This window comes from Mucilaginibacter yixingensis (assembly GCF_041080815.1).
In the GTDB taxonomy this organism is placed as follows: Bacteria; Bacteroidota; Bacteroidia; order Sphingobacteriales; family Sphingobacteriaceae; genus Mucilaginibacter; species Mucilaginibacter yixingensis.
Genome location: NZ_CP160205.1, coordinates 2883676 through 2902937, shown reverse-complemented (window position 1 = coordinate 2902937; position 19262 = coordinate 2883676). Strand labels below are relative to the sequence as shown.

Genomic DNA, 19262 nt, shown 5'->3' with positions numbered 1-19262 from the left:
CGCCGGGTAACATCCTGAGCTTGTTAAAGGGCGTGCGAAGCCCTATGTAACTGGGTTAAGCTTTAGTCTTCCTTAATCAATCTTTCACGATAACGTCTTTTGCTCTCGCTTCAGGTGTTACCTTCATTTTTACCACTTTACCATCTTTAATAGTAGCCTCAATGGTGGTGTTGTATGGTGCGCGTAGTTTTACGTCGGCGTTCCAATCTTTTGGCCAGGCCGGCATCAGGTAGATCTTTTTGCCATCGGCTTGCAGCATCATTTCCTGCAGGGCAATCATACCGCTGCCGCCCCAGTTGTGGTCTGGTGCCCAGTCAAGGCCCGGTCCCCAGAATGTAGGGTAACGGAAGGTAGCATTGCTCAGTTTCTGAGTAGTCAGTTTTTGCGCTTCATCGGTCAGGCCCAGGTCGGCAGCAAAAATTGGGTCTGGGTGCCAGCTTACAATGCTGTACTGGCTACCTTTATCGGCACCGAAATGCCAGGTGTCTTGTGCCAGTTGTAAGTTTGGCTTACCCACGCCGTAGATGCGATAGGGGAAAACCGGGTACAATTGAGGCAGTTCGGTATTGTTCACTTTGCCATCCCAAATTTGTGCAGGAGAGATTACGGTATGGCCTTTCAGTTCGCGCGTAGCCATATCAGGCAGGCGGGTTAGCAAACCTTTCCAGTAAGCGCGCTGCGCGGCAGTGCCATATTGAACAGGGAGCTCAGTCAACTCGGTTAAAACGCTCTTTAAACCGGCAATGGTGCTGGTAGAGTTGGTGGCTCCTTTATAAGTTTCCAAAGCGCTGCCTGGATACATAATCAATTTTCCGTTGGCATCCAGCGGGTAGCCGTTCAGCTTTTTAGACCAGTATTGATAATGCTCATCAAAGAAACGAACACTCTCATCTACAAACGGCAGGTATTTACTGATATCGGCACCGCTGTAAAGCTGATAATCAAGTATCATTTTAGAGAACTCCAGCTCACCATCATAATGATCCATTACCCACGGGTTGGTTACAAAACCATAATCAACGAATTTTTTGGTTTCGCCTTTTTGGTTTTTCAGCACTCGTGTGCTCGATGAATCAGACCTCGGCTGCAGGGGGTGACCGCCCCACAGGCGCTCATAAGTATGACCGGCAGGCAGGCCAAAGTTTTCCAATTGCTCGTTAAAGGCTACGCCGCCATGGCCCCAATAGGTTTTAACGCGCAGTAACGCATTGCTCATAGCGCGACGGTAAAACTCAAACTGAGGAGCCATCATGCTAAAATCGCCGCTTTTCAGCATTGGCCAGTATACCAGGCGCTGGTTTTGTGCGGTAAAGCTACTGCCACCCCAACGGCGAAAATCTGGCGTTACCTTGTTTTTGTAGTCGCCTTTTACAAAATCGGCGTCAAATACAAACAGGCCGCCGTTAAATTTGGTAGGCCACTCGCCAAAGGCGTTACAAGCTAACTGATAACGGAAGACGTTGTAATTACGGCCCACTTCCCAGCCTTTATCATTCGTATGATCCTGCTTGTCGGTATTAACGTAAATATGGCTATGATCCCAGTATTGAGCCCACCATTGCTGCGTTTTAAGCAATTTGGTGCTGTTGGCTGGTGCTAAAGCAACCTCGGCCTGTAAGCCTTTTTGCCAAACGGCAGGGGTAGCATGTGCCGTGTGTAATACTACATCCAGGTTGATTTTGGTTGATGGCGCTACGCTCTGATACACCCAGCCGCGATATTTGGTAGCTACATAAATGCTGTCCATGGTGCCGGTATATTTCATGCCTTTGGCCACCAGTTCGCCGCCGAAGATCAGATCTTTCATCGGATTCCAAAGCTGGTTCTTTACTGCGCCCAGGTGTTGTTGCACAGCCTCGCGGTCAATCACCATTTCGTTGTTACGGTCCTGATGGTACCAAACCAATGATGCTGCTTGTGGCCTGATGGTATCTTTACGGGTATATAACGGCAGCTCTTCAGGCGTTACATTGCTGTAACCCCAGGCCTGATGACGCTCGTCTACAGATAACTGACGATCATCCGTCCGCCAGTTTTCAAATATAGCCTTGGCGCTCAGCTTTTGCGCGCTGCTTACCTCAACGTGTACTACGGGTTTAAAAACTTCAACCCAAAGTTTTACCACGGTGTTGTTATCGCCGGTGATTTCAATATGACCCTGTTTTAATTTCAGTTCCTGTTTGAAATTGCTTTTAAAAGGATTTGGCGATAGGTGCAAACGTACGCGACCAAGTTTCAGCATTGAGCCGTTCTCGTCAAACGTACCGGTTTTGCTGATGTAGAACAGGATATCATTGTTCTCAACCCAAACGTTACAACCCACATCGCCGCCACCAAGTGGCATTGATTCAGACGAGTTTTTGCTCTGGCTGTTCCAGGATACGTTGTACTGCGAAATATCCTGCGCGGCAACAGTACCTGCCAACGCAATAAATGTTGAAGCAAGAAAGAAAAGTTTTTTCATGGCTATAATTGAAAGGCTAAATGTAAGGCAAACATGTGCGCACCGCGTATATGACCGTCCTGATTGGGCTGTAACTTTTTGGTGATGGTAAATTAACACAATTGTCATTGCGAGGAACGAAGCAATCTCGTCGAAAGACTATCGCGTACGACGAGATTGCTTCGCGCTCTAGCCTAATGCGCAGCCCTGCTCGCAATGACATGTTGGTCGCCTTTGTATGATAAAAATTTGTGTTCTCCGTGGAAATTTTGTGCCCTTTGTGGTTAACCTTCTTGATTGATTATATTTGATTTTTACAACGAATATGTCTATAGCCTCCATCGACGATTTTTACCGCGAAAGCAATACGCTGATACCCGAAGGTATCAACAAAGAGATAGGTCATTTCAACGTATTCAGGATTGATGAGCTGCGGCAGCGCATTAAGCGTAAGCTAGTGCCGGAGATGCCTTATAACCGTCGCGCTTATTACAAGATCAGTCTGATCCGCGGTCGTAACAAAGCCGAGTATGCCGATAAGGTGATCGATATTGAGCATAATGCCTTGTTGTTTGCTACACCCAAAATTCCTTACCATTACGTACCGCAGGACGATGACCAGCATGGAGCGTTCTGCATTTTTACAGCTGATTTTCTGTTGCCCAATAAAAGCGGGGTGGTGCTGGATGAACTGCCTATCTTTCAACCGGGCAGCGTTCCGGTGTTTCAGTTAAGTGATGACGAGGCGGATGAAATTGCTCCAATCTTTAACAAGATGCTAAAAGAGCTGTCATCAGATTATGTTTACAAATATGATCTGCTGCGCAATTACGTATTGGAGCTGATCCATACCGGGCAAAAGCTACAGCCTGCTTTGGCGCTGCATCCTACACATTCTGCGTCGGCACGGGTATCTTCATTATTTATCGAGCTGCTGGAAAGACAGTTCCCAATAGAATCTATTCATCAGCGTATTCAACTGCGCACCGCCAAAGATTATGCCGAGCGATTAGCTGTGCATGTAAATCACCTTAATAAAGTACTAAAAGAAACCACAGGCAAAACCACTACCGATATTATTGCCTCGCGCGTAGCGCAGGAAGCTAAAATCCTGCTGAAGCAGACCAATTGGAACGTCTCTGAAATTGCCTACAGTCTGGGTTTTGAGGAGACAGCGCATTTCTCTAATTTCTTTAAAAAGCAGACGGCTACCAGTCCGGCGGCCTTTAGGGCGGTTTAAAACATAATGTCATTGCGAGGAACAGCGGAGGAAGAGTGAAGGATGACGAAGCAATCTCGTTGCTTGGTTTGCCGTGCGACGAGATTGCTCCGCGCTCAGTCCAACTCACGCCCCTACTCGCAATGACATACGGTTGTGAACTGCCGATTCATTTGATTTTTGCAACTATTGATTTGATGCGTGCAAACAATAACCTTGCTCGCCGGTATAATTTTGTGTCATCAAACTAAAAGAAAAAACAAACGATGAATAACAACAAAATTGCACTGATAACCGGCGGCAGCCGCGGATTAGGTAAAAATATGGCTCAGCACCTGGCGCAGAAAGGTATTAACGTGGTGCTGACCTACAATAATAAAAAAGACGAGGCCGAGGCCATGGTTGCGGAGTTAGAGCAAGCTGGTGTAAAGGCTGCCGCTTTGCAACTCAACGCTGGTGATGTTAAAAGTTTTGATGGCTTTGTGGCTGAGTTGAAAGAATCGCTTTCCGTTAAATTTGGTACTGAAAAGATTGATTTTTTAGTTAATAACGCTGGTTTCGGTCTGCACAAATCCTTTGCAGAAACAACCGAAGAAGAGTTTGACAACATTATCAATATTCACTTTAAAGGCGTTTTCTTCCTCACTCAGAAATTGCTGAATGTGATTAGTGATGGCGGCCGTATTATCAATATCTCCAGTGGTTTAGCTAGATTTAGCATGGTGGGCACCAGCGCGTACGGCGCGGCCAAAGGAGCTATTGAAACCTTGAGCCGTTATATGGCCAAAGAACTTGGTCCGCGCGGAATAGCCGTTAACGTGGTAGCTCCCGGCGCCATAGCAACCGACTTTAGCGGTGGCAGGGTGCGCGACAATGCGGAAGTCAACAAGATGGTATCGAGCGTAACTGCCCTCGGCCGTGCAGGTGTACCTGATGATATTGGCGGCATCGTAGCCTTCCTGTGTACTGAAGATGCTCGTTGGATCAACGCGCAACGTCTTGAGGCTTCAGGCGGGATGAATATATAAACCCCTCCAAACCTCCCCGAAGGGGAGGCTTACAAAGCAAAAGGCCCATGCAATTATCGTGCATGGGCCTTTTTTCTTTTATGATGCAGCCTAAGCCTCCCCTTCGGGGAGGTTTGGAGGGGTTAATAATGTGTATGATTAGCCACATTTAACTGCAGATACCGCAAATCGGCCTTGCGGTCTTTGCCAGTATGGATAGCTGTGCGCGAGCCATAAACCCGCATCACACCACGACCGAAGGTGATCACTTCATCAGCACCGCGGCCGGTAAAATCAAAGATATGGTATACCTGATCGGGGAAGTAAAGTTCGCCTTCGCCTTTGTCGTTCAGTTTCCATTTGTACCAGAACACCTGACGTTTGCCGTCGCCTTTCCAATTGCCGCTCACAAAGTTAGGGTTGCCGTTAATAGGGAAGCCATGTGGCCACATGTTTACTAAATTTCCTTGGTTATCAAACCAGTATAGCTGACTGCCCAAATAAGGTTCGCCTGCATTTCGGTTGCCATAAGTACGGCCGCCAATTACCGTTTGCGGACCGGGTACGCCTTTCAGAAAGTCGCCTACGTCTAGTTGTTGACTGTGCTCGGCTACGTTTTGCCAGATAATTTCCTTAGTCATGCCTTTGATGGCATAAACCCCCGTTTCGCTGTTTGATATCACAATGTCCAGCTTGCCATCGTGGTCCATATCAATTAATTTGTAGCTGTCGGCATGGTCGTGATTGTCGTTCACCAGGTCAAAGCGGTTCCAGATCTCTTTGCCTTTAGCGTCCAGTAGTTCAGAGCCGACCAGGATCTCATCAATGCCGTCGCCATCAATATCCAGCGGATAAATGTAATGGCCCTGGTTATCTTTCTGGCGTTTCTCAGTGTGCTGCCAAAGCAGTTTAAGGTTAGAGTCGTAGAGCGTGGTGTTAATGGTGCCGCCCATATCGGTAAACACCGCAATCTCGTTGGGTGCACCCTTGGTTAGCTTGGCAATAGCCAGGCGAAAGTTATTATAAACGTGCGGCAACGGCTGCGTAGGCCATTCTACCTTGCGGATGATGTCGCCCGTCATGCCGTTGGCTATTACCAGCCATTCTTTACCGTCTATCAAACGCCAGTGCACTACCTCGGCTTTGCCATCGTGGTCAAAATCCCAGAGTACGCCCGGGGCTTCAAATTCAGAACGGAGTTTGGCGTTTTCTTCAGGCGCTTTGTATTGCCACAGTTGCTTGCCGGAGTTATCAAACATGGTAGCCGTAAAATCAGGCGAAAGCACTAAAAAATCGGTCTTTTTATCGCCGTCCACATCGCCAAACTTAGGCAGGCCGGGGAACAGCGGCGAATGGTATTCTTTCAGCAATTCTACATCCGGGTTAAGCTGATAGGGTTTAATATCTTCTTCTTTCAGGTTAGGGGTCTTGCTCAACACCACCACGTCTACCGTTGAGCCTGGATTAATGCGGGTGATTTTCACCACCGCCCGACCGGCTTTTACTTCCAGTGGGGCAGCGCGTTTCCACGTTAGCGCGGTGTCGCCAAAGCGTTCGGCGGTTACCTTGTCATTCACCACTACTTTAAAGCCTTGGTTTTTGGCGCCGCTGCTGCGTGCATAAATGTAGTATTTGCCGCTCTCGGGCACATTAACCCAGGTAATGAGGTTGGTGAGTGAGTTGAGCACCATGGCCGTATTGTTAAAATACCAGCCATCGCCACGTGCCTCGGCAATAATGTCGTTTTTTGGCAAGCGGTCTACAAATGAGCTAGCAGGCACAATGACGGTACCCGGCGGCGCAAAGTTTTTGGCAGGCGCAACGGCAGCAGAGTGCGTAGTTTTGGTTTTAGCAGACGGTTGTGCACCGGCAAACAAGCCCAGCGCAAGCAGGGGAACAAGCAGTAAAGGTTTTTGCATACTTACAGGTTTAATTGGCGACCGCAGTATAATGAAGCGGTAAATTAAAGATAGGCCGATGTATGCTAATGCAGATTACACGTAACTATAAAATTACTTGCTTCAGGATACGGCAGGATGGAGTAAAAGCAAAAAGCCTCCCAGTTTAACTGAAAGGCTTTGGTATGAGTAAACGGATTAGATATATGACTATACTTTCCTCAGTTTTATAATTCGTAACGCGTGCATTAATTTGATAACCGGATAAGTAGGATCCAGCTCAAACCAACGTTTGGCAAAGTTAACGTCATTTGGTTTTTTGTGGTGGTTGTTCTGGAACAGCTCACCCAGCATCAGAAAATCCAACGGTAAAGTGTTTTTGCTGTGGTCGCCATTGTCAAAGTTGCTGTAGCCATATTTATGGCCGCACCAGTTTACAATAGCACCGTGGATAGGGCCCATCAAAAAGTGGATAGGTAACAACAGATATAACCACCAATAAGGTGCAAACGCAATATAAAAGGCAATGTAAAATGCGATGAAGAAAATGCGGGTTATCCATAGATCGCCAAAACGGTCTACAAAATCCCATGTTGGGTAACGATCGCGAAACTCTGGCTCTGGTTCTGTTTTAAACTTCCTGTAGGAAAGATAGATGTCTTTAGTTTTCATCATCAATCCCCAAATGTCTTTGATAAAGTGCGGCGAGTGCGGGTCTTTCTCTGTATCGCTATAAGCATGGTGCATGCGGTGCATAATGGCGTAAGCACGTGGATTTAAAAACGACGAACCCTGAAAGAAAAACGTCATAAAATAAAAGGTGCGCTCCCAAAAGATATTCATTTTGAACATTTTATGAGATGCATATCTATGCAAGAAAAACGTTTGAAAGAATAAAGAAAGAAACCAATGACACAAAAAGAATGTGATGATAATCAGCATGTGGTATTATAATATATTGCAGCGTTAATAAACTGTAACCTCCTCACTGCGTTGGTGTTACAGGGATAATAAAAAAGGGACTAAACCAGATTTATCCAGTCTGTCCCTTTTGTGTGTCCCCGACGAGATTCGAACTCATATCATCAGAACCGGAATCTGACATTCTATCCATTGAACTACGGGGACAAGCGCTGCAAAGATATAAAAATGCAGCAATCAAAGTGGGGCAATCTTATTACTTATTGCACCGTTCAATCAGGGGCTGAAGATATGAGTTCGAATCTCGTCGGGAATACACCGCTTTATTCAGCTACTACAGTTGATTACCATTATGATATAGTAAGTTGTAAGTTAGCTTTTTCTGTAGGAACGGCTTCTGAAAAGTAGTTTCGGGTTGCGTACCCAGTTCAAGTTAGCACTTCCACACACGTAGGCAATTACCAGCATGCCTATTAAAAGTTTGGCAATTAAAGGCTCCATCGTCTCTTAAATTTTAGGTCTACAGATCATTAATTTGAATTATCAGGACCAATTATATTGCAATGTTTATGCCGAAGGAGGATGGGCATCGATAGATAAACATTTTGTATCGATGAATGCCAAAAACACCTTGAGGGAAGGTAACCTAAAAAGCGTTAGTTATGGAAGCGCTGGTTCTTTATTGAGAGACCGGGGAGATCACGGACTTTGAGTGCTCTGTTACGGGGGCTTTTTGTTCTAAGAAATTACGCAGACGGCTTAATTTATCGGTATTGATCAGGTCTACGCCGCATTGCAGTAGCTGGTTCCAAACCACAGGGCTGTCTGGCGAATGCCATAGACGCACTTTGGCGCCATAAAGGTGTGCCTGGTCAACATAAGCGGTCAGTCGCTGCTTGTCGCGCATTGATAATGCGCCTGTGCCTTTCCATTTTAGCAGTTTAGAGTATTTGCAGCTGGCCATAGCTAAGAATGTGCTGTCGCCGGGGGCGTTGCGGTTAATTTTGCGCAAGTCGGCGTCTAATGTTACCAGTTTGGCAGTATCGGCCTTAACCAGTCCGTAAGGTTTGTTGCCTGATAGTACCACTCGTACGGGACCGTTCAACATGCTGCGGTATTTTTCCAGTAGAGGCCTGAGCAGGGCATAAGTTTTAGCCGGATCAGACTTGATATCAATCATCAGCGTAACCGGGTGGTTATAACCGGGGTAGATTTGGCCGTTGTTGGCACTGATATACTCGGCCAGTGGCTGCAGGTAAAGCCCTTCCAGTGTACGGTGGTGGTGAATGAGTGGCAGCACATGCGTTACCACTAGTCGGTTTTTATGCACGTAAACATCGGCCTCAATGTAGGTGTAGCCGTTGTCTATGGCATCAAAAAGAGGAAGTTTATGCTGATAGTCATTATGCGAAAACGCGTTTGCCAACGGCATATTCTGCGCTTTGCCGGCAAAGGGGTGGAGTAGTAAAAATACAATCAACAGCCCGAAAGGCGCTTTCGCTAATATCTTCATGTTCACTTATCAGGAAGTGTAAGTTAACAAACCAGTATGAATTTTTGATGAGGAATTACCGAATACCAATCATTCATTACTTATTAATGCAAACGATGTGCCAAAGGGCACGGCGATAACCATTTGAGCCCGGCAAAGTAACTCCCGTAAGTTGGGAATTACAAAACGTACTGCATGCGTTTAAAAAGGACCATCGCATTATGATCCAAGTGCAAAGCAGCATGTTTTCGCTTGTTTACCGATATTATGGAGCGCGATGAAAGCGTTTTCTGGGATAGAATAAAAAAAGCTGTCATCTCGACCGCAGGGAGAGATCTTTTCGGAGCGATCTGCGGGATGCAAAATCGAAAAGATCCCTCTCTTTCGTTCGGGATGACAGCAAATTTTATAAGTCTTATAGCTGAAGACGAAACAAATAAGAGTAACCTACTTTACCACCATTTGCGCAGTATTACGGCTAAACTGCTCCAACAATACCGTCTTGCCACTGGTGAACGATTGGATATCGCCGGTTTGATAATGTCTGATGGTAATCAGTTGCAAACCGGTATTGTAGCGCACCTTAAAATCTTTTTGTAAGCCGGATAGCAGCACTTCAAAGCGATTGTCATAAGTATCAATACAGGCCGAGAAACTCAGGGCCGATGTTTGCATCGTATTAATAGCAATGTGGTTTTGAGCAAACAGCCCGAAAATATCGCTCAGGTGATTTTCTGTGATGAAAGAATAGTCTTTTGCCGATATAGAGAATAGAATTTGGTTCGGCTTAACAATGACGATGGGCTTGGTGATCTTTTGATATTCCATCTCTCTGATCACCGTGCCTGGTGCATTGGCATCGCCAAAAGGCTTTACCAGCAACGGGATGCCTGCGTTTTGCAACGGCTTAATGGTTTTAGGGTGGATAACGGTGGCGCCATAGTAAGTCATCTCAATGGCTTCGTTATAGCTCAGTTCATCAAACTTTACGGTGTCGCTAAACAGCTTTGGGTCGGCGTTAAGCACGCCGGGAACATCTTTCCAAATAGTGGCCGATTCTGCCTTGAGGCAGGCGGCGAAGATAGCTGCTGTATAGTCAGAACCCTCTCTGCCCAGCGTAGTGGTGAAATTCTCTGATGTGCCGCCCAGGAAACCCTGGGTAACCACTACATGTTTTTCCAGCAAAGCGGGGATATCCTGTTGTATATCGGCGCAGCTTTTCTCCATGTTCACTTGTCCGGCACGATAGGTATTATCGGTATGAATATAGCTGCGCACATCTATCCAACGGCTTTTTATGTCTTCTTGATTCAGGCAGGCATCAACAATGCGGGTTGAAACCAATTCGCCGATGGAAACGATCTGGTCATAGATAAAATCAAAATGATCCTGCGGCTCGTCTTCCAGCATCCAGTCAATCTCCACAAAGGTGTTGTTTACCTCGTTAAACACCGGGTGCCCTTCGGCAAACAGCTCGTGCATAATCTGGTAATGATATTGCTTGATTTCTTCAAAAATATCGTGCATATCATCGCCCTGGTCAAAATAAGCGCGCGCCAGTTTTTCCAGTGCATTGGTGGTTTTGCCCATGGCAGATACCACAACGAGCAAATGCTCACCGCTGAATTTTTTAACAATATTGGCGAGGTTGATAACGCCCGCAGCATCTTTAACCGATGCCCCACCGAATTTAAATACTTTCATTTATGGATGATACTGTGCTATAACTGTGTTGGGTTTGAGCAACTCCCTGATAAACGGGTAGGGAATAAGCAAGTCTGTTTGCCCGGCAGCAGCAGGTTTTATTTCTTGTTGATTATAGAGGAAACGCAGCCCGATAGGGGTGATCAGAAAATTCTCGTTCAATTGAAATTTATCATGATCAAAAAAATAGTCTTTTAACGACGCCGTGTCGGCCAGGTTCTCACGTGCGCGGAAAAGCTTTTCAGCCACAGCGTTCAGGCGATCTGCCGAGTTATCTTTCAGTATGTCCTCTAACGCTAATGGTTGTTTGGTTTTGTTGTTCCAGTTAACAAAGGTAATCATACTGCCACCGTGGCCTTTGCCCGAGAATTGTTCGCCTGATACCTGCAAGGTAGTCAAACTTGAATCCTGCGTGATAACCCGCGCGTTTATGTGCAATAAATAAGATAATTTGTTTTGAGATGAGTCTGCCTTGTAAATGGCTAGAAAATCATCTGCCAACTGCTCCATGCTTCGTGCTTTTCCAAATCCATGAAACTGGAACAGGCTTACCATCCGCGCCTGTACTTCACCATTTAATTCAGGCTGGTCAAATTCCGGGTAGCTAAAGCGCACATTGCTGCAACTGCTATCGGCACGTTTGCCGCAATCGCCGGCCTTTTGGGTATATTCCTGGTATTTATATTTAAGTGTATCGCGGGTAATAGCGGCGTGCGTCAGGTTTGGGTGACGCCATTTGCAGGCGCTCAGCATGAGCAGTGCCAGGGTGCCGGTTACAAGCGAAGCTTTTATGGTGGCGATAGACTTTTTCATGGATGGTTGGCTATTTACCTTTTTAGCTTAACAACTGTAATTGCTGTTTGCTTAGCGCAACATTAAGCCAGCCGGCATCAAATGCGGCGCCATATTTTTTATAAAAGTTGATGGCCGGTTCATTCCAATCCAGCACTTGCCAAACCATGCCGGCAAACCCCATCTCGTGCGCCTCCTGTACAGTACGGTCAAACAATAGTTTGCCAATACCTTTACCGCGCCAGCTTTCGGTAACAATCAAATCTTCCAGGTAAAGGCGCTGACCTTTCCATGTAGAATAACGCACATAGTAAAGTGACATACCCACAATAAAGCCATCTGCCTCTGCTATAAAGGCTTTCCAAACGGGCTTGCTGCCAAAGCCGGCTTCCTCAAACTCGGCCAGTGTAACGGTAACTTCTTCTGGCGCACGCTCAAACAATGCCAGTTCATGGATCAGGTCCATCAAGCGCGGGCAATCGTCTTTTTTAGCTACGCGGATTGAGATGTTGTTGGTCATTTTATCTCTCCTAAATCCTCTCTGAGAAACCCCTCCTAAATTCCCCCCGAAGGGCTGGACTTTATGAAGTTATTACCTTCCTCTCCAAAGGAGAGGGCCGGGGAGAGGCGCTTTAATTATTTTTCCAATGCTTGATCACCCTTTTCCCAAAAACTGTGCTGCCTACGCGTATCATGGTGCAGCCTTGTTCCATCGCTATCTTATAGTCTGATGACATGCCCATAGATAGTTCGTCAAAGCTGTCGTCTTTCCTGAAAAAGCTTTGGGTCAAACCGTCAAAAAAGGTATCCAGTTCGTAAAACTCTTCTTTGATCTGCTTTTCGTTATCGGTATTGGTAGCAATGCCCATCAGTCCGCGGATGCGGATGTTTTTCAGTTCAAGGTATTCAGGGCTGCGCAGCAGTTCTATCACCTCGTCAAAGCTCAGGCCGTATTTGGTTTCCTCGTCGGCAATGTATACCTGCAACAGGCAGTCAATCACACGTTTGTTCTTTTCGGCCTGTTTGTTGATCTCCTGCAGTAACTTCAGACTATCTACAGACTGGATCATGCTGATGAAAGGCGCAATATATTTCACCTTATTAGTTTGCAGGTGACCGATCAGGTGCCATTCAATATCCGTTGGCAACTTATCGTATTTCTCCATTAGCTCCTGCACCTGGTTTTCGCCAAAAATGCGCTGACCGGCATCATAGGCCTCCTGTATGTCTTCTACCGGTTTGGTTTTAGAAACTGCCACCAGTGTAACATTATATTGGTCGGTCTCTTTTTTTAATTCCTTTAAGTTATCTGCAATGCTCATTTATCCGTAATTTTGCCTGTTAACCGCCGCTAAATTACAGAATGCGTATATATAAATATTTGTTTTTTTTGGTAACGCTTGCTTTTGCAGGCTGTATAAACGAAGAAACCGTACCTGCCAACATCATACCAATTGATCGTATGGCCAGCCTTTGTGCTGAAATACATCAGGTTGATGGCAACCTGATGACCGGAAATCAGATGCCCGATTCTATTTACCTGCATGGCATGGGCACTTTTGTAACGGTGTTTAAAAAATACAACACCGATAGCGCTGCTTTTAGAAAGAGTTATCTGTGGTACACCGAACACCCCAAAAAGCTGAATGACGTGTATACTAACGTAGTAACCATTTTGCAAAAACGTGTCGATTCACTAACCAAATTGCCTGCCGGCCCGCCGCCAAAGCCAGGTAATAATACAACGCCGGTGCAAATACCCGCACAAAACAGCGCGCCAGCAAATAAACCGGGTACTGGCCAGGCGCCATTTAAAAAACAATAAACAGTGAACCACATGTTGTACCCGCAAAACAGTGCCGATAAGTTAGGGTTCACCGAAATTAAAGAGCTGATAAAAGCACATTGCCTGAGCGTGATGGGCCAGCAATTGGTGGACAAGATACAGGTGATGAATCATTTTGACCAGATTCAAAAGTTTCTGAGCCAGGCGCACGAGTTTAAAAATATATTGCTGAATGATGCTGCACTGCCCATTCAGCATTTTTTTGATATTAAAACGCTGGCTAACAAAGCCAGGGTAGAAGGGGCTTTTCTTACCGAAGAAGAATTTTTCCAGATCCAGGCATCGCTAAGCACGGTGTTTGCCGTGATAGGTTATTTTAACGAGCGCGAAGGGCAATACCCCAACCTGGAAGCGCTGTTTGAGCACTTGCCGATAGAACGGTCAATCCTTAAAAAGATTGATGCGGTGATTGATCAGAAGGGCAAGATCAGGCCGAATGCCTCACGCGACCTGCTGGAGATTACTACGAGCATTGCCAAAGCCGAGCAGGAAGCCCGCCGCAAAATTGACCAGATATTTAAAAGTGCCACCGCCAATGGCTGGACGGCCGATGGATCGCTGACCGTGCGCGATGGTCGCCTGTGTATCCCGGTGCTGGCCGAGAACAAGCGTAAGCTGAAAGGTTTTATCCACGATGAATCATCATCGGGCCAAACGGTTTACATTGAACCTGAAGAAGTTTTTACGCTGAACAATCGTGTGCGCGACCTGGAGTTTGAGCGTCGCCGTGAAATTGTGAAGATCTTGACCGCGCTGACGGATGAATTGCGTCCGTACGTGCCGCTCTTGCTGTCCTATCACGGTCTATTAACCAAGCTTGACTTTGTACGCGCCAAAGCCCTGTTTGCTATAGATATTGAGGCCGAAATGCCTGGACTGGTGAACGAAGCCCGCGTAAAACTGATCAATGCGCGTCACCCGCTGCTGTTCCTCAGCTTTAAAAAAGAGCAGAAAACGGTAGTGCCGCTAAATGTGCAGATCGATGACGGTACACGTGTGGTAGTAGTATCTGGCCCTAATGCCGGCGGTAAATCGGTTTGTATGAAGACCGTAGGACTGCTGCAGATGATGGTGCAGGCCGGCTTACTGATTCCCGCTGCGGATAACAGCGTGATGGGGGTTTTCAAGCAGTTGTTTGTTGATATTGGCGACGACCAAAGTATCGAAAGCGATTTGAGTACCTACAGCGCGCATCTCTCTAAAATGAAATATTTTGTGGAGCAGGCCAATGGCAAAACCATGATTCTGATTGATGAGTTTGGTACCGGTACCGATCCGCAATTTGGCGGCCCGATAGCCGAAGCTGTGTTGGAGGCGTTAAACCACAAGAAAGTGCGCGGCATGGTAACCACCCACTATTCTAACCTAAAGATCTTTGCCAGCAATGCCGAAGGGTTAGAGAACGCTTCGATGCTGTTTGATAACGTGGAGATGCGGCCAATGTACATCCTTGAAGTGGGTAAGCCAGGTAGTTCTTATGCGTTTGAGATTGCGCAAAAGATTGGCCTGCCGCAAAATGTGCTTAACCTGGCTAAAAATAAGATCGGCGCGAGCCAGAAGAAGGTGGATACGCTGTTGGTGGATTTGGAGCGTGAGAAAAAGGAGATCATCGACTCGCGCCTGCAACTGGATAAACAGCAGCGCCGGGTTGATATCTTGCTGAAGGAGAATGAGCAGCTGAAAAACTACCTGGAAGAAAACCAGAAAGCCCTCATCCGCGAAGCGAAACAGCAGGCCAAAAACATCATCCTTGACGCTAATAAGCTGGTAGAAAATACGATTTCTGAAATAAAAAGCAGCCAGGCAGACAAAGAGAAAACCCGTAACCTGCGTGAGAACCTGAACAAGGAGCTACAGAAAAATACGATAGTACAGGAAAAACCAAAACAGGTGGCCCCTGAAGACGATGAAATAAAGCCAGGCGATTGGGTAAAGCTGACCGACAGCGATACCACCGGCCAGGTAATGGAGCTGGTGAAAGATAACGTCATCATTGCCATTGGCGATTTGCGCACGGTAGTAAAAAAGAAACGTGTGCAGCGGGTGTCTAAGAAAGAAATCCCGAAGGAGATCCGTAAAAGTTATAACACCTCAACCAGTGATGCCGCAAATTTTAGTCCGGAGATTGATGTGCGCGGCATGCGGGGAGAAGAAGCGCTGTATGCCATAGAAAAAGTGCTGGACCGGGCGATAATGATGGGTTACAACACCCTAAAAGTACTACATGGTAAGGGGGATGGCATCCTGCGCAAACTGATCCGCGAGTACCTGCGCAAATACGAGCAGGTGAGCCACATGGAAGATGAGCATCCGGACAGAGGTGGGGCAGGGATTACTTATGTTTATTTGAGGTAAGCCTTTTCTGGATTTTTAAAAACATCATGTCATTTCGACCAACGGGAGAACTACTCTCTTGAACGAAGTGAAAAAATCTTAGCCCCATGCTTTTCATGTGGATATGGCAATCGTCTAAGATTTCTCCTCACGCCAGCACACAGCACCTTGCCTAGTTCCTTCGGAATGACAAGTTGGAAATAGGAGTTCGATAAGTTTCTATTTTCTATAAATTTGAGTTCAAACATTTAGCGTTAAGGATTGAAGTGGATACCGGCCTAGAGCCTAAGGCTTGTAGGCGTATGAACGGAAAGCCTGGCCCGAGGGGAACGCCATAAGGGTTATTAAAATGAAGACTATAGCGGATTTTATAAACCATTTAGAGTGCCCGATAATAAACGGAATAATTTATTCAGATGGTACTATCCAACTGTTGGATGTAAAACTAGAATTTCAGCCTTTAATTAAGTATAGTGTTCGTTCAGCTGATAAAACCTCAATTAATAGCCTTGAAAATAAAGGGAACCTATATGAGGGAAGTTGCGCGGTTTTAGCCAGAATTATTGATGATAAAAATAATATTGAGGTAATAGCGGGAGAAGCAAGCTATGGGAGCGATGGATTTGTAGCTGTTATTGATTTGGAATCGAAAGAAATGATCTGGCTTGTCTACCTAACCGAATCCAACCCATTTAATCAGTTAGTGATAGAAGAAGATTATTTGATAGCTAAAACCACCCTGGATTGTATATGGAGATTTAATCTAAAAAATCCAATTGATATCTCGGTTGAGTAGATGTGTACATGGCAGAATATTCTTTGGATAATGTCCTGTTTCTCTAGCACTAGTCTTGATTGACTTTCTTATTACTCTCTTAATAATTCTGTAAATTTCAGATCACATTTCTATCTTCGCTTATGTCATCAACCCAGGCAAAACAACGTATAGAAGAACTTTCGGCCGAGCTAAAGCAGCATAATTATAACTATTATGTGCTGGCCATGCCCACCATCAGCGATTTTGATTTCGACAAGAAACTGCGCGAACTGGCCGATCTGGAAAAGCAATATCCCGAATATTTATCAGCCGACTCGCCAACGCAACGGGTTGGGGGAGAGATTACTAAAGAGTTTCAGACCGTGCGCCACCGTTGGCCTATGCTATCGTTAGGTAATACCTATAACGAGCAGGAACTGGTTGATTTTGATAACCGTATTCGTAAAGCGCTGGGCGACAATTTTGAATACGTGTGCGAGCTGAAGTTTGACGGCCTTTCTATGAGTTTAAGCTACAAAGGCGGTCAGTTGCTGCGTGCCGTAACCCGCGGCGATGGCGTACAAGGTGATGATGTTACTGCCAATGTGCGCACCATCCACAACGTACCGAAAAAGTTAAAGACCGGTGACTACCCCGATGAGTTTGAAATTCGCGGCGAAGTATTTATGCACCTCAAAGCCTTTGAGCGATTGAACAACGAACGCGTTGAGGCTGGCGAGGTGCCGTATGCTAATCCGCGCAACTTTGCGTCGGGTACCATCAAGTTGCAGGATTCTACCGAGGTAGCCAAACGCCCGCTGGATACTTATTTATATTTCCTTTATACAGAGAAGCAACAGTTTAAAACCCATTGGGAAAGTTTGCAGGCCGTAAAAGGCTGGGGGTTCCATGTAAATGAGCATAACAGACTTTGTAAAGACATCCGTGATGTGCTGGCCTTTATAGCTGAATGGGGTGAGCGCCGCCATGAACTGAGCTATGATATTGACGGCATCGTTATCAAAGTAAATAGTTACGCGCAGCAGCAAGAGCTGGGCTTCACAGCCAAATCGCCGCGTTGGGCCATCTCCTATAAATACGCTGCCGAACGTGTAGAAACAGAACTGCAAAGTGTAAGCTATCAGGTAGGCCGTACAGGCGCAGTTACCCCGGTAGCTAATCTGAAGCCGGTACTGTTGGCGGGCACTACGGTTAAGCGTGCCACGCTGCATAATGCCAATGAAATGGCGCGTTTGGATCTGCACGAGGGGGATTCTGTTTATGTAGAAAAAGGCGGTGAAATCATCCCCAAGATCATCAGCGTAAATACCGATAAACGTAAGGCAGGTGCAGAGCCCATCCATTACGTAACGCACTGTCCGGTTTGTGATACTTTGCTGGAACGGAAAGAGGGCGAGGCTGCCTGGTATTGCCCCAATGATGAGGGTTGCCAGCCGCAGATAGTAGGGAAGATGCAGCATTTTATCGGTCGTAAGGCGATGAATATTGATGGCCTGGGCGACGAAACCATCGAGACGCTTTACCAGAAAGGTTTTGCCTGCCACATTAGCGATCTGTATGAACTGAAGCAGCATGAAGAAGAACTGAAAAAGATGGAACGCTTCGGCGAGAAATCTATCACCAATATGCTGGATGGTATTGAGCGTTCTAAGCAAATGCCATTTGAGAAAGTGCTGTTCGGCTTGGGGATTCGCTACGTAGGCGAAACCGTGGCCCGCAAACTGGCCACATACTTTAAAAACATTGATAACCTGATGGCTGCCAGTGTTGAAGAGTTAACCGCCGCCGAAGAAATTGGCGAACGTATAGCCCAGAGTATTACCGAGTATTTCAGTGGAGCCGAGCATCGTGCCCAGATAGAAAAATTGCGCGGGCAAGGGTTGCAATTGGTTGCCGAAGAAAAAACGGTAGAGCTGGCAAGCGATAAACTGGCGGGCAAAACATTTATCATCTCCGGCACTTTTGCAGTATCACGAGATGAGTTGACCCGCATTATTGAACAGAACGGCGGCAAGATTTTAAGCAGTATTTCGGCCAAACTCAATTACCTGGTGGCTGGCGATAATATGGGCCCATCAAAATTGGAGAAAGCTACCAAACTGAATATCCCGATTATTAGCGATACGGAACTAATGGCGATGTTATAAACCTTTCTTTTTTAACATTGTAGAGCCACATATTTGTGGCTCTTTTTGTTTCGCTTTTTCAATGCGTCATCGCTATTTCAATAAACCTGAAACAAATTTCCCAAATGCTTATTGGTAATATATACACCAAAACGTATTACTATGCAGTACGATGAAAACACACCGCGGAGTAATCAGGATGAGCACGCCGCTAATAAAGCCCAGGCAGGTGGCTATCGGGTAGAAAATGACCATAACGGGGTAGAGGAGAAGGACCTGCGTCGCAGCGCCATATTAGGGCAAGGCAAAATGCATAATGTGCATGAAGGGCTGCCAATGGGAGGCCATAAGTTTCAGCAAGATGGTAATCCAACGCCGTTGGGTGATGATCCGGCTAACCCGTCACGTTATGCGGGGTATACCAACGCCTATTTTGCCAGAACGGCACCGTCTGAGGAGTATCCCGAAAACAATAATTTTAAGCCGGTGTATCAACAGGGGGCACCAGATTATGAGGCTGCACACACCCATATTGACAGTCCGCAGAAACAGTCCGAACAGCAAATGGTAGGCGAACCAGCTAATACCAGGCAAGTAAACAGGTCAAATACCCCGGATTTTAGTCATCAAGCCGATTATGGTAATCGGTCCTTCGTTCAGGAGCGAGAACACATCGAGACTTAGAGATTTACAGGGCGCCGC

16 protein-coding genes and 1 tRNA gene are annotated in these 19262 nt (G+C 46.3%); 7 read left to right on the top strand and 10 right to left on the bottom strand.

All coding sequences use genetic code 11. The features are described 5' to 3' along the window. Nucleotides 1-76 precede the first annotated feature (76 nt). Nucleotides 77-2464: a DUF5703 domain-containing protein gene (locus ABZR88_RS11795; protein ID WP_107830483.1), complete on the bottom strand. Its 2388-nt coding sequence runs from the start codon at nucleotides 2462-2464 to the stop codon at nucleotides 77-79. 304 nt (nucleotides 2465-2768) lie between these two features. On the opposite strand from ABZR88_RS11795, the gene ABZR88_RS11790 reads away from it, so the two are divergent. Then, complete coding sequence (locus ABZR88_RS11790; protein WP_107830481.1) at nucleotides 2769-3683, top strand: AraC family transcriptional regulator; 915 nt, start codon at nucleotides 2769-2771, stop codon at nucleotides 3681-3683. Between the two features lie 245 nt (nucleotides 3684-3928). After that, on the top strand, nucleotides 3929-4690 hold the full coding sequence (locus ABZR88_RS11785; protein ID WP_107830479.1) for an SDR family NAD(P)-dependent oxidoreductase: 762 nt from the start codon (nucleotides 3929-3931) through the stop codon (nucleotides 4688-4690). Nucleotides 4691-4812: 122 nt separating this feature from the next. Here the strand turns inward: ABZR88_RS11785 and ABZR88_RS11780 are convergent, their stop codons facing one another. The 9 genes from ABZR88_RS11780 to ABZR88_RS11740 form a co-directional block, all read right to left on the bottom strand. Next, complete coding sequence (locus ABZR88_RS11780; RefSeq protein ID WP_107830477.1) at nucleotides 4813-6588, bottom strand: hypothetical protein; 1776 nt, start codon at nucleotides 6586-6588, stop codon at nucleotides 4813-4815. A 189-nt stretch (nucleotides 6589-6777) separates the two neighbouring features. After that, entirely contained in the window at nucleotides 6778-7506 is a 729-nt protein-coding gene (locus ABZR88_RS11775; RefSeq protein WP_107830652.1) for an acyl-CoA desaturase, read from the bottom strand. A 117-nt stretch (nucleotides 7507-7623) separates the two neighbouring features. Further along, nucleotides 7624-7695 (bottom strand) — tRNA-Arg (locus tag ABZR88_RS11770). 165 nt (nucleotides 7696-7860) lie between these two features. Continuing rightward, nucleotides 7861-7989 (bottom strand): hypothetical protein, encoded by a 129-nt coding sequence (locus tag ABZR88_RS11765; RefSeq protein WP_281260209.1) that lies wholly within the window; start codon nucleotides 7987-7989, stop codon nucleotides 7861-7863. A gap of 178 nt (nucleotides 7990-8167) precedes the next feature. Continuing rightward, the gene (locus ABZR88_RS11760) at nucleotides 8168-9001 is read right to left on the bottom strand and encodes a phosphatidylinositol-specific phospholipase C/glycerophosphodiester phosphodiesterase family protein (RefSeq protein WP_107830475.1); all 834 of its coding nucleotides are present in this window, start codon (nucleotides 8999-9001) and stop codon (nucleotides 8168-8170) included. Nucleotides 9002-9427: 426 nt separating this feature from the next. Beyond that, on the bottom strand, nucleotides 9428-10684 hold the full coding sequence (locus tag ABZR88_RS11755) for an aspartate kinase (protein ID WP_107830473.1): 1257 nt from the start codon (nucleotides 10682-10684) through the stop codon (nucleotides 9428-9430). Next, nucleotides 10685-11497 carry an RsiV family protein gene (locus ABZR88_RS11750; protein WP_107830471.1) on the bottom strand — a complete coding sequence of 271 codons (813 nt, stop codon included), beginning with the start codon at nucleotides 11495-11497 and terminating at the stop codon, nucleotides 10685-10687. 22 nt (nucleotides 11498-11519) lie between these two features. Beyond that, entirely contained in the window at nucleotides 11520-11996 is a 477-nt protein-coding gene (locus ABZR88_RS11745) for a GNAT family N-acetyltransferase (protein WP_107830469.1), read from the bottom strand. A gap of 112 nt (nucleotides 11997-12108) precedes the next feature. Beyond that, on the bottom strand, nucleotides 12109-12798 hold the full coding sequence (locus ABZR88_RS11740) for a YggS family pyridoxal phosphate-dependent enzyme (RefSeq protein WP_107830467.1): 690 nt from the start codon (nucleotides 12796-12798) through the stop codon (nucleotides 12109-12111). Between the two features lie 41 nt (nucleotides 12799-12839). Here ABZR88_RS11740 and ABZR88_RS11735 point away from each other — a divergent pair, with 41 nt between their 5' ends. The 5 genes from ABZR88_RS11735 to ABZR88_RS11715 all read left to right on the top strand — a co-directional run bounded on the left by ABZR88_RS11735 (nucleotide 12840) and on the right by ABZR88_RS11715 (nucleotide 19244). Continuing rightward, the gene (locus tag ABZR88_RS11735; RefSeq protein WP_107830465.1) at nucleotides 12840-13301 is read left to right on the top strand and encodes a DUF4296 domain-containing protein; all 462 of its coding nucleotides are present in this window, start codon (nucleotides 12840-12842) and stop codon (nucleotides 13299-13301) included. Between the two features lie 12 nt (nucleotides 13302-13313). Beyond that, entirely contained in the window at nucleotides 13314-15677 is a 2364-nt protein-coding gene (locus tag ABZR88_RS11730) for an endonuclease MutS2 (RefSeq protein ID WP_107830463.1), read from the top strand. A 328-nt stretch (nucleotides 15678-16005) separates the two neighbouring features. Next, a complete protein-coding gene (locus ABZR88_RS11725; protein ID WP_107830461.1) occupies nucleotides 16006-16452 on the top strand; it encodes a hypothetical protein in 447 nt (148 codons plus the stop codon). Nucleotides 16453-16574: 122 nt separating this feature from the next. Beyond that, nucleotides 16575-18581, top strand: a complete 2007-nt coding sequence (ligA, locus tag ABZR88_RS11720) for an NAD-dependent DNA ligase LigA (RefSeq protein WP_107830459.1) — start codon at nucleotides 16575-16577, stop codon at nucleotides 18579-18581. A 141-nt stretch (nucleotides 18582-18722) separates the two neighbouring features. Continuing rightward, nucleotides 18723-19244: a hypothetical protein gene (locus ABZR88_RS11715; protein WP_107830457.1), complete on the top strand. Its 522-nt coding sequence runs from the start codon at nucleotides 18723-18725 to the stop codon at nucleotides 19242-19244. The last annotated feature ends 18 nt before the right edge of the window (nucleotides 19245-19262 follow it).

What these genes read in the sequence shown, in the direction of transcription:
- ABZR88_RS11755 (WP_107830473.1), bottom strand. Translation starts at nt 10,684, where the DNA reads ATGAAAGTATTTAAATTCGGTGGGGCATCGGTTAAAGATGCTGCGGGC.
- ABZR88_RS11725 (WP_107830461.1), top strand. Translation starts at nt 16,006, where the DNA reads ATGAAGACTATAGCGGATTTTATAAACCATTTAGAGTGCCCGATAATA.
- ABZR88_RS11765 (WP_281260209.1), bottom strand. Translation starts at nt 7,989, where the DNA reads ATGGAGCCTTTAATTGCCAAACTTTTAATAGGCATGCTGGTAATTGCC.
- ABZR88_RS11715 (WP_107830457.1), top strand. Translation starts at nt 18,723, where the DNA reads ATGCAGTACGATGAAAACACACCGCGGAGTAATCAGGATGAGCACGCC.
- ABZR88_RS11780 (WP_107830477.1), bottom strand. Translation starts at nt 6,588, where the DNA reads ATGCAAAAACCTTTACTGCTTGTTCCCCTGCTTGCGCTGGGCTTGTTT.
- ABZR88_RS11730 (WP_107830463.1), top strand. Translation starts at nt 13,314, where the DNA reads ATGTTGTACCCGCAAAACAGTGCCGATAAGTTAGGGTTCACCGAAATT.
- ABZR88_RS11750 (WP_107830471.1), bottom strand. Translation starts at nt 11,497, where the DNA reads ATGAAAAAGTCTATCGCCACCATAAAAGCTTCGCTTGTAACCGGCACC.
- ABZR88_RS11740 (WP_107830467.1), bottom strand. Translation starts at nt 12,798, where the DNA reads ATGAGCATTGCAGATAACTTAAAGGAATTAAAAAAAGAGACCGACCAA.
- ABZR88_RS11745 (WP_107830469.1), bottom strand. Translation starts at nt 11,996, where the DNA reads ATGACCAACAACATCTCAATCCGCGTAGCTAAAAAAGACGATTGCCCG.
- ABZR88_RS11735 (WP_107830465.1), top strand. Translation starts at nt 12,840, where the DNA reads ATGCGTATATATAAATATTTGTTTTTTTTGGTAACGCTTGCTTTTGCA.
- ligA (WP_107830459.1), top strand. Translation starts at nt 16,575, where the DNA reads ATGTCATCAACCCAGGCAAAACAACGTATAGAAGAACTTTCGGCCGAG.
- ABZR88_RS11790 (WP_107830481.1), top strand. Translation starts at nt 2,769, where the DNA reads ATGTCTATAGCCTCCATCGACGATTTTTACCGCGAAAGCAATACGCTG.
- ABZR88_RS11785 (WP_107830479.1), top strand. Translation starts at nt 3,929, where the DNA reads ATGAATAACAACAAAATTGCACTGATAACCGGCGGCAGCCGCGGATTA.
- ABZR88_RS11760 (WP_107830475.1), bottom strand. Translation starts at nt 9,001, where the DNA reads ATGAAGATATTAGCGAAAGCGCCTTTCGGGCTGTTGATTGTATTTTTA.
- ABZR88_RS11795 (WP_107830483.1), bottom strand. Translation starts at nt 2,464, where the DNA reads ATGAAAAAACTTTTCTTTCTTGCTTCAACATTTATTGCGTTGGCAGGT.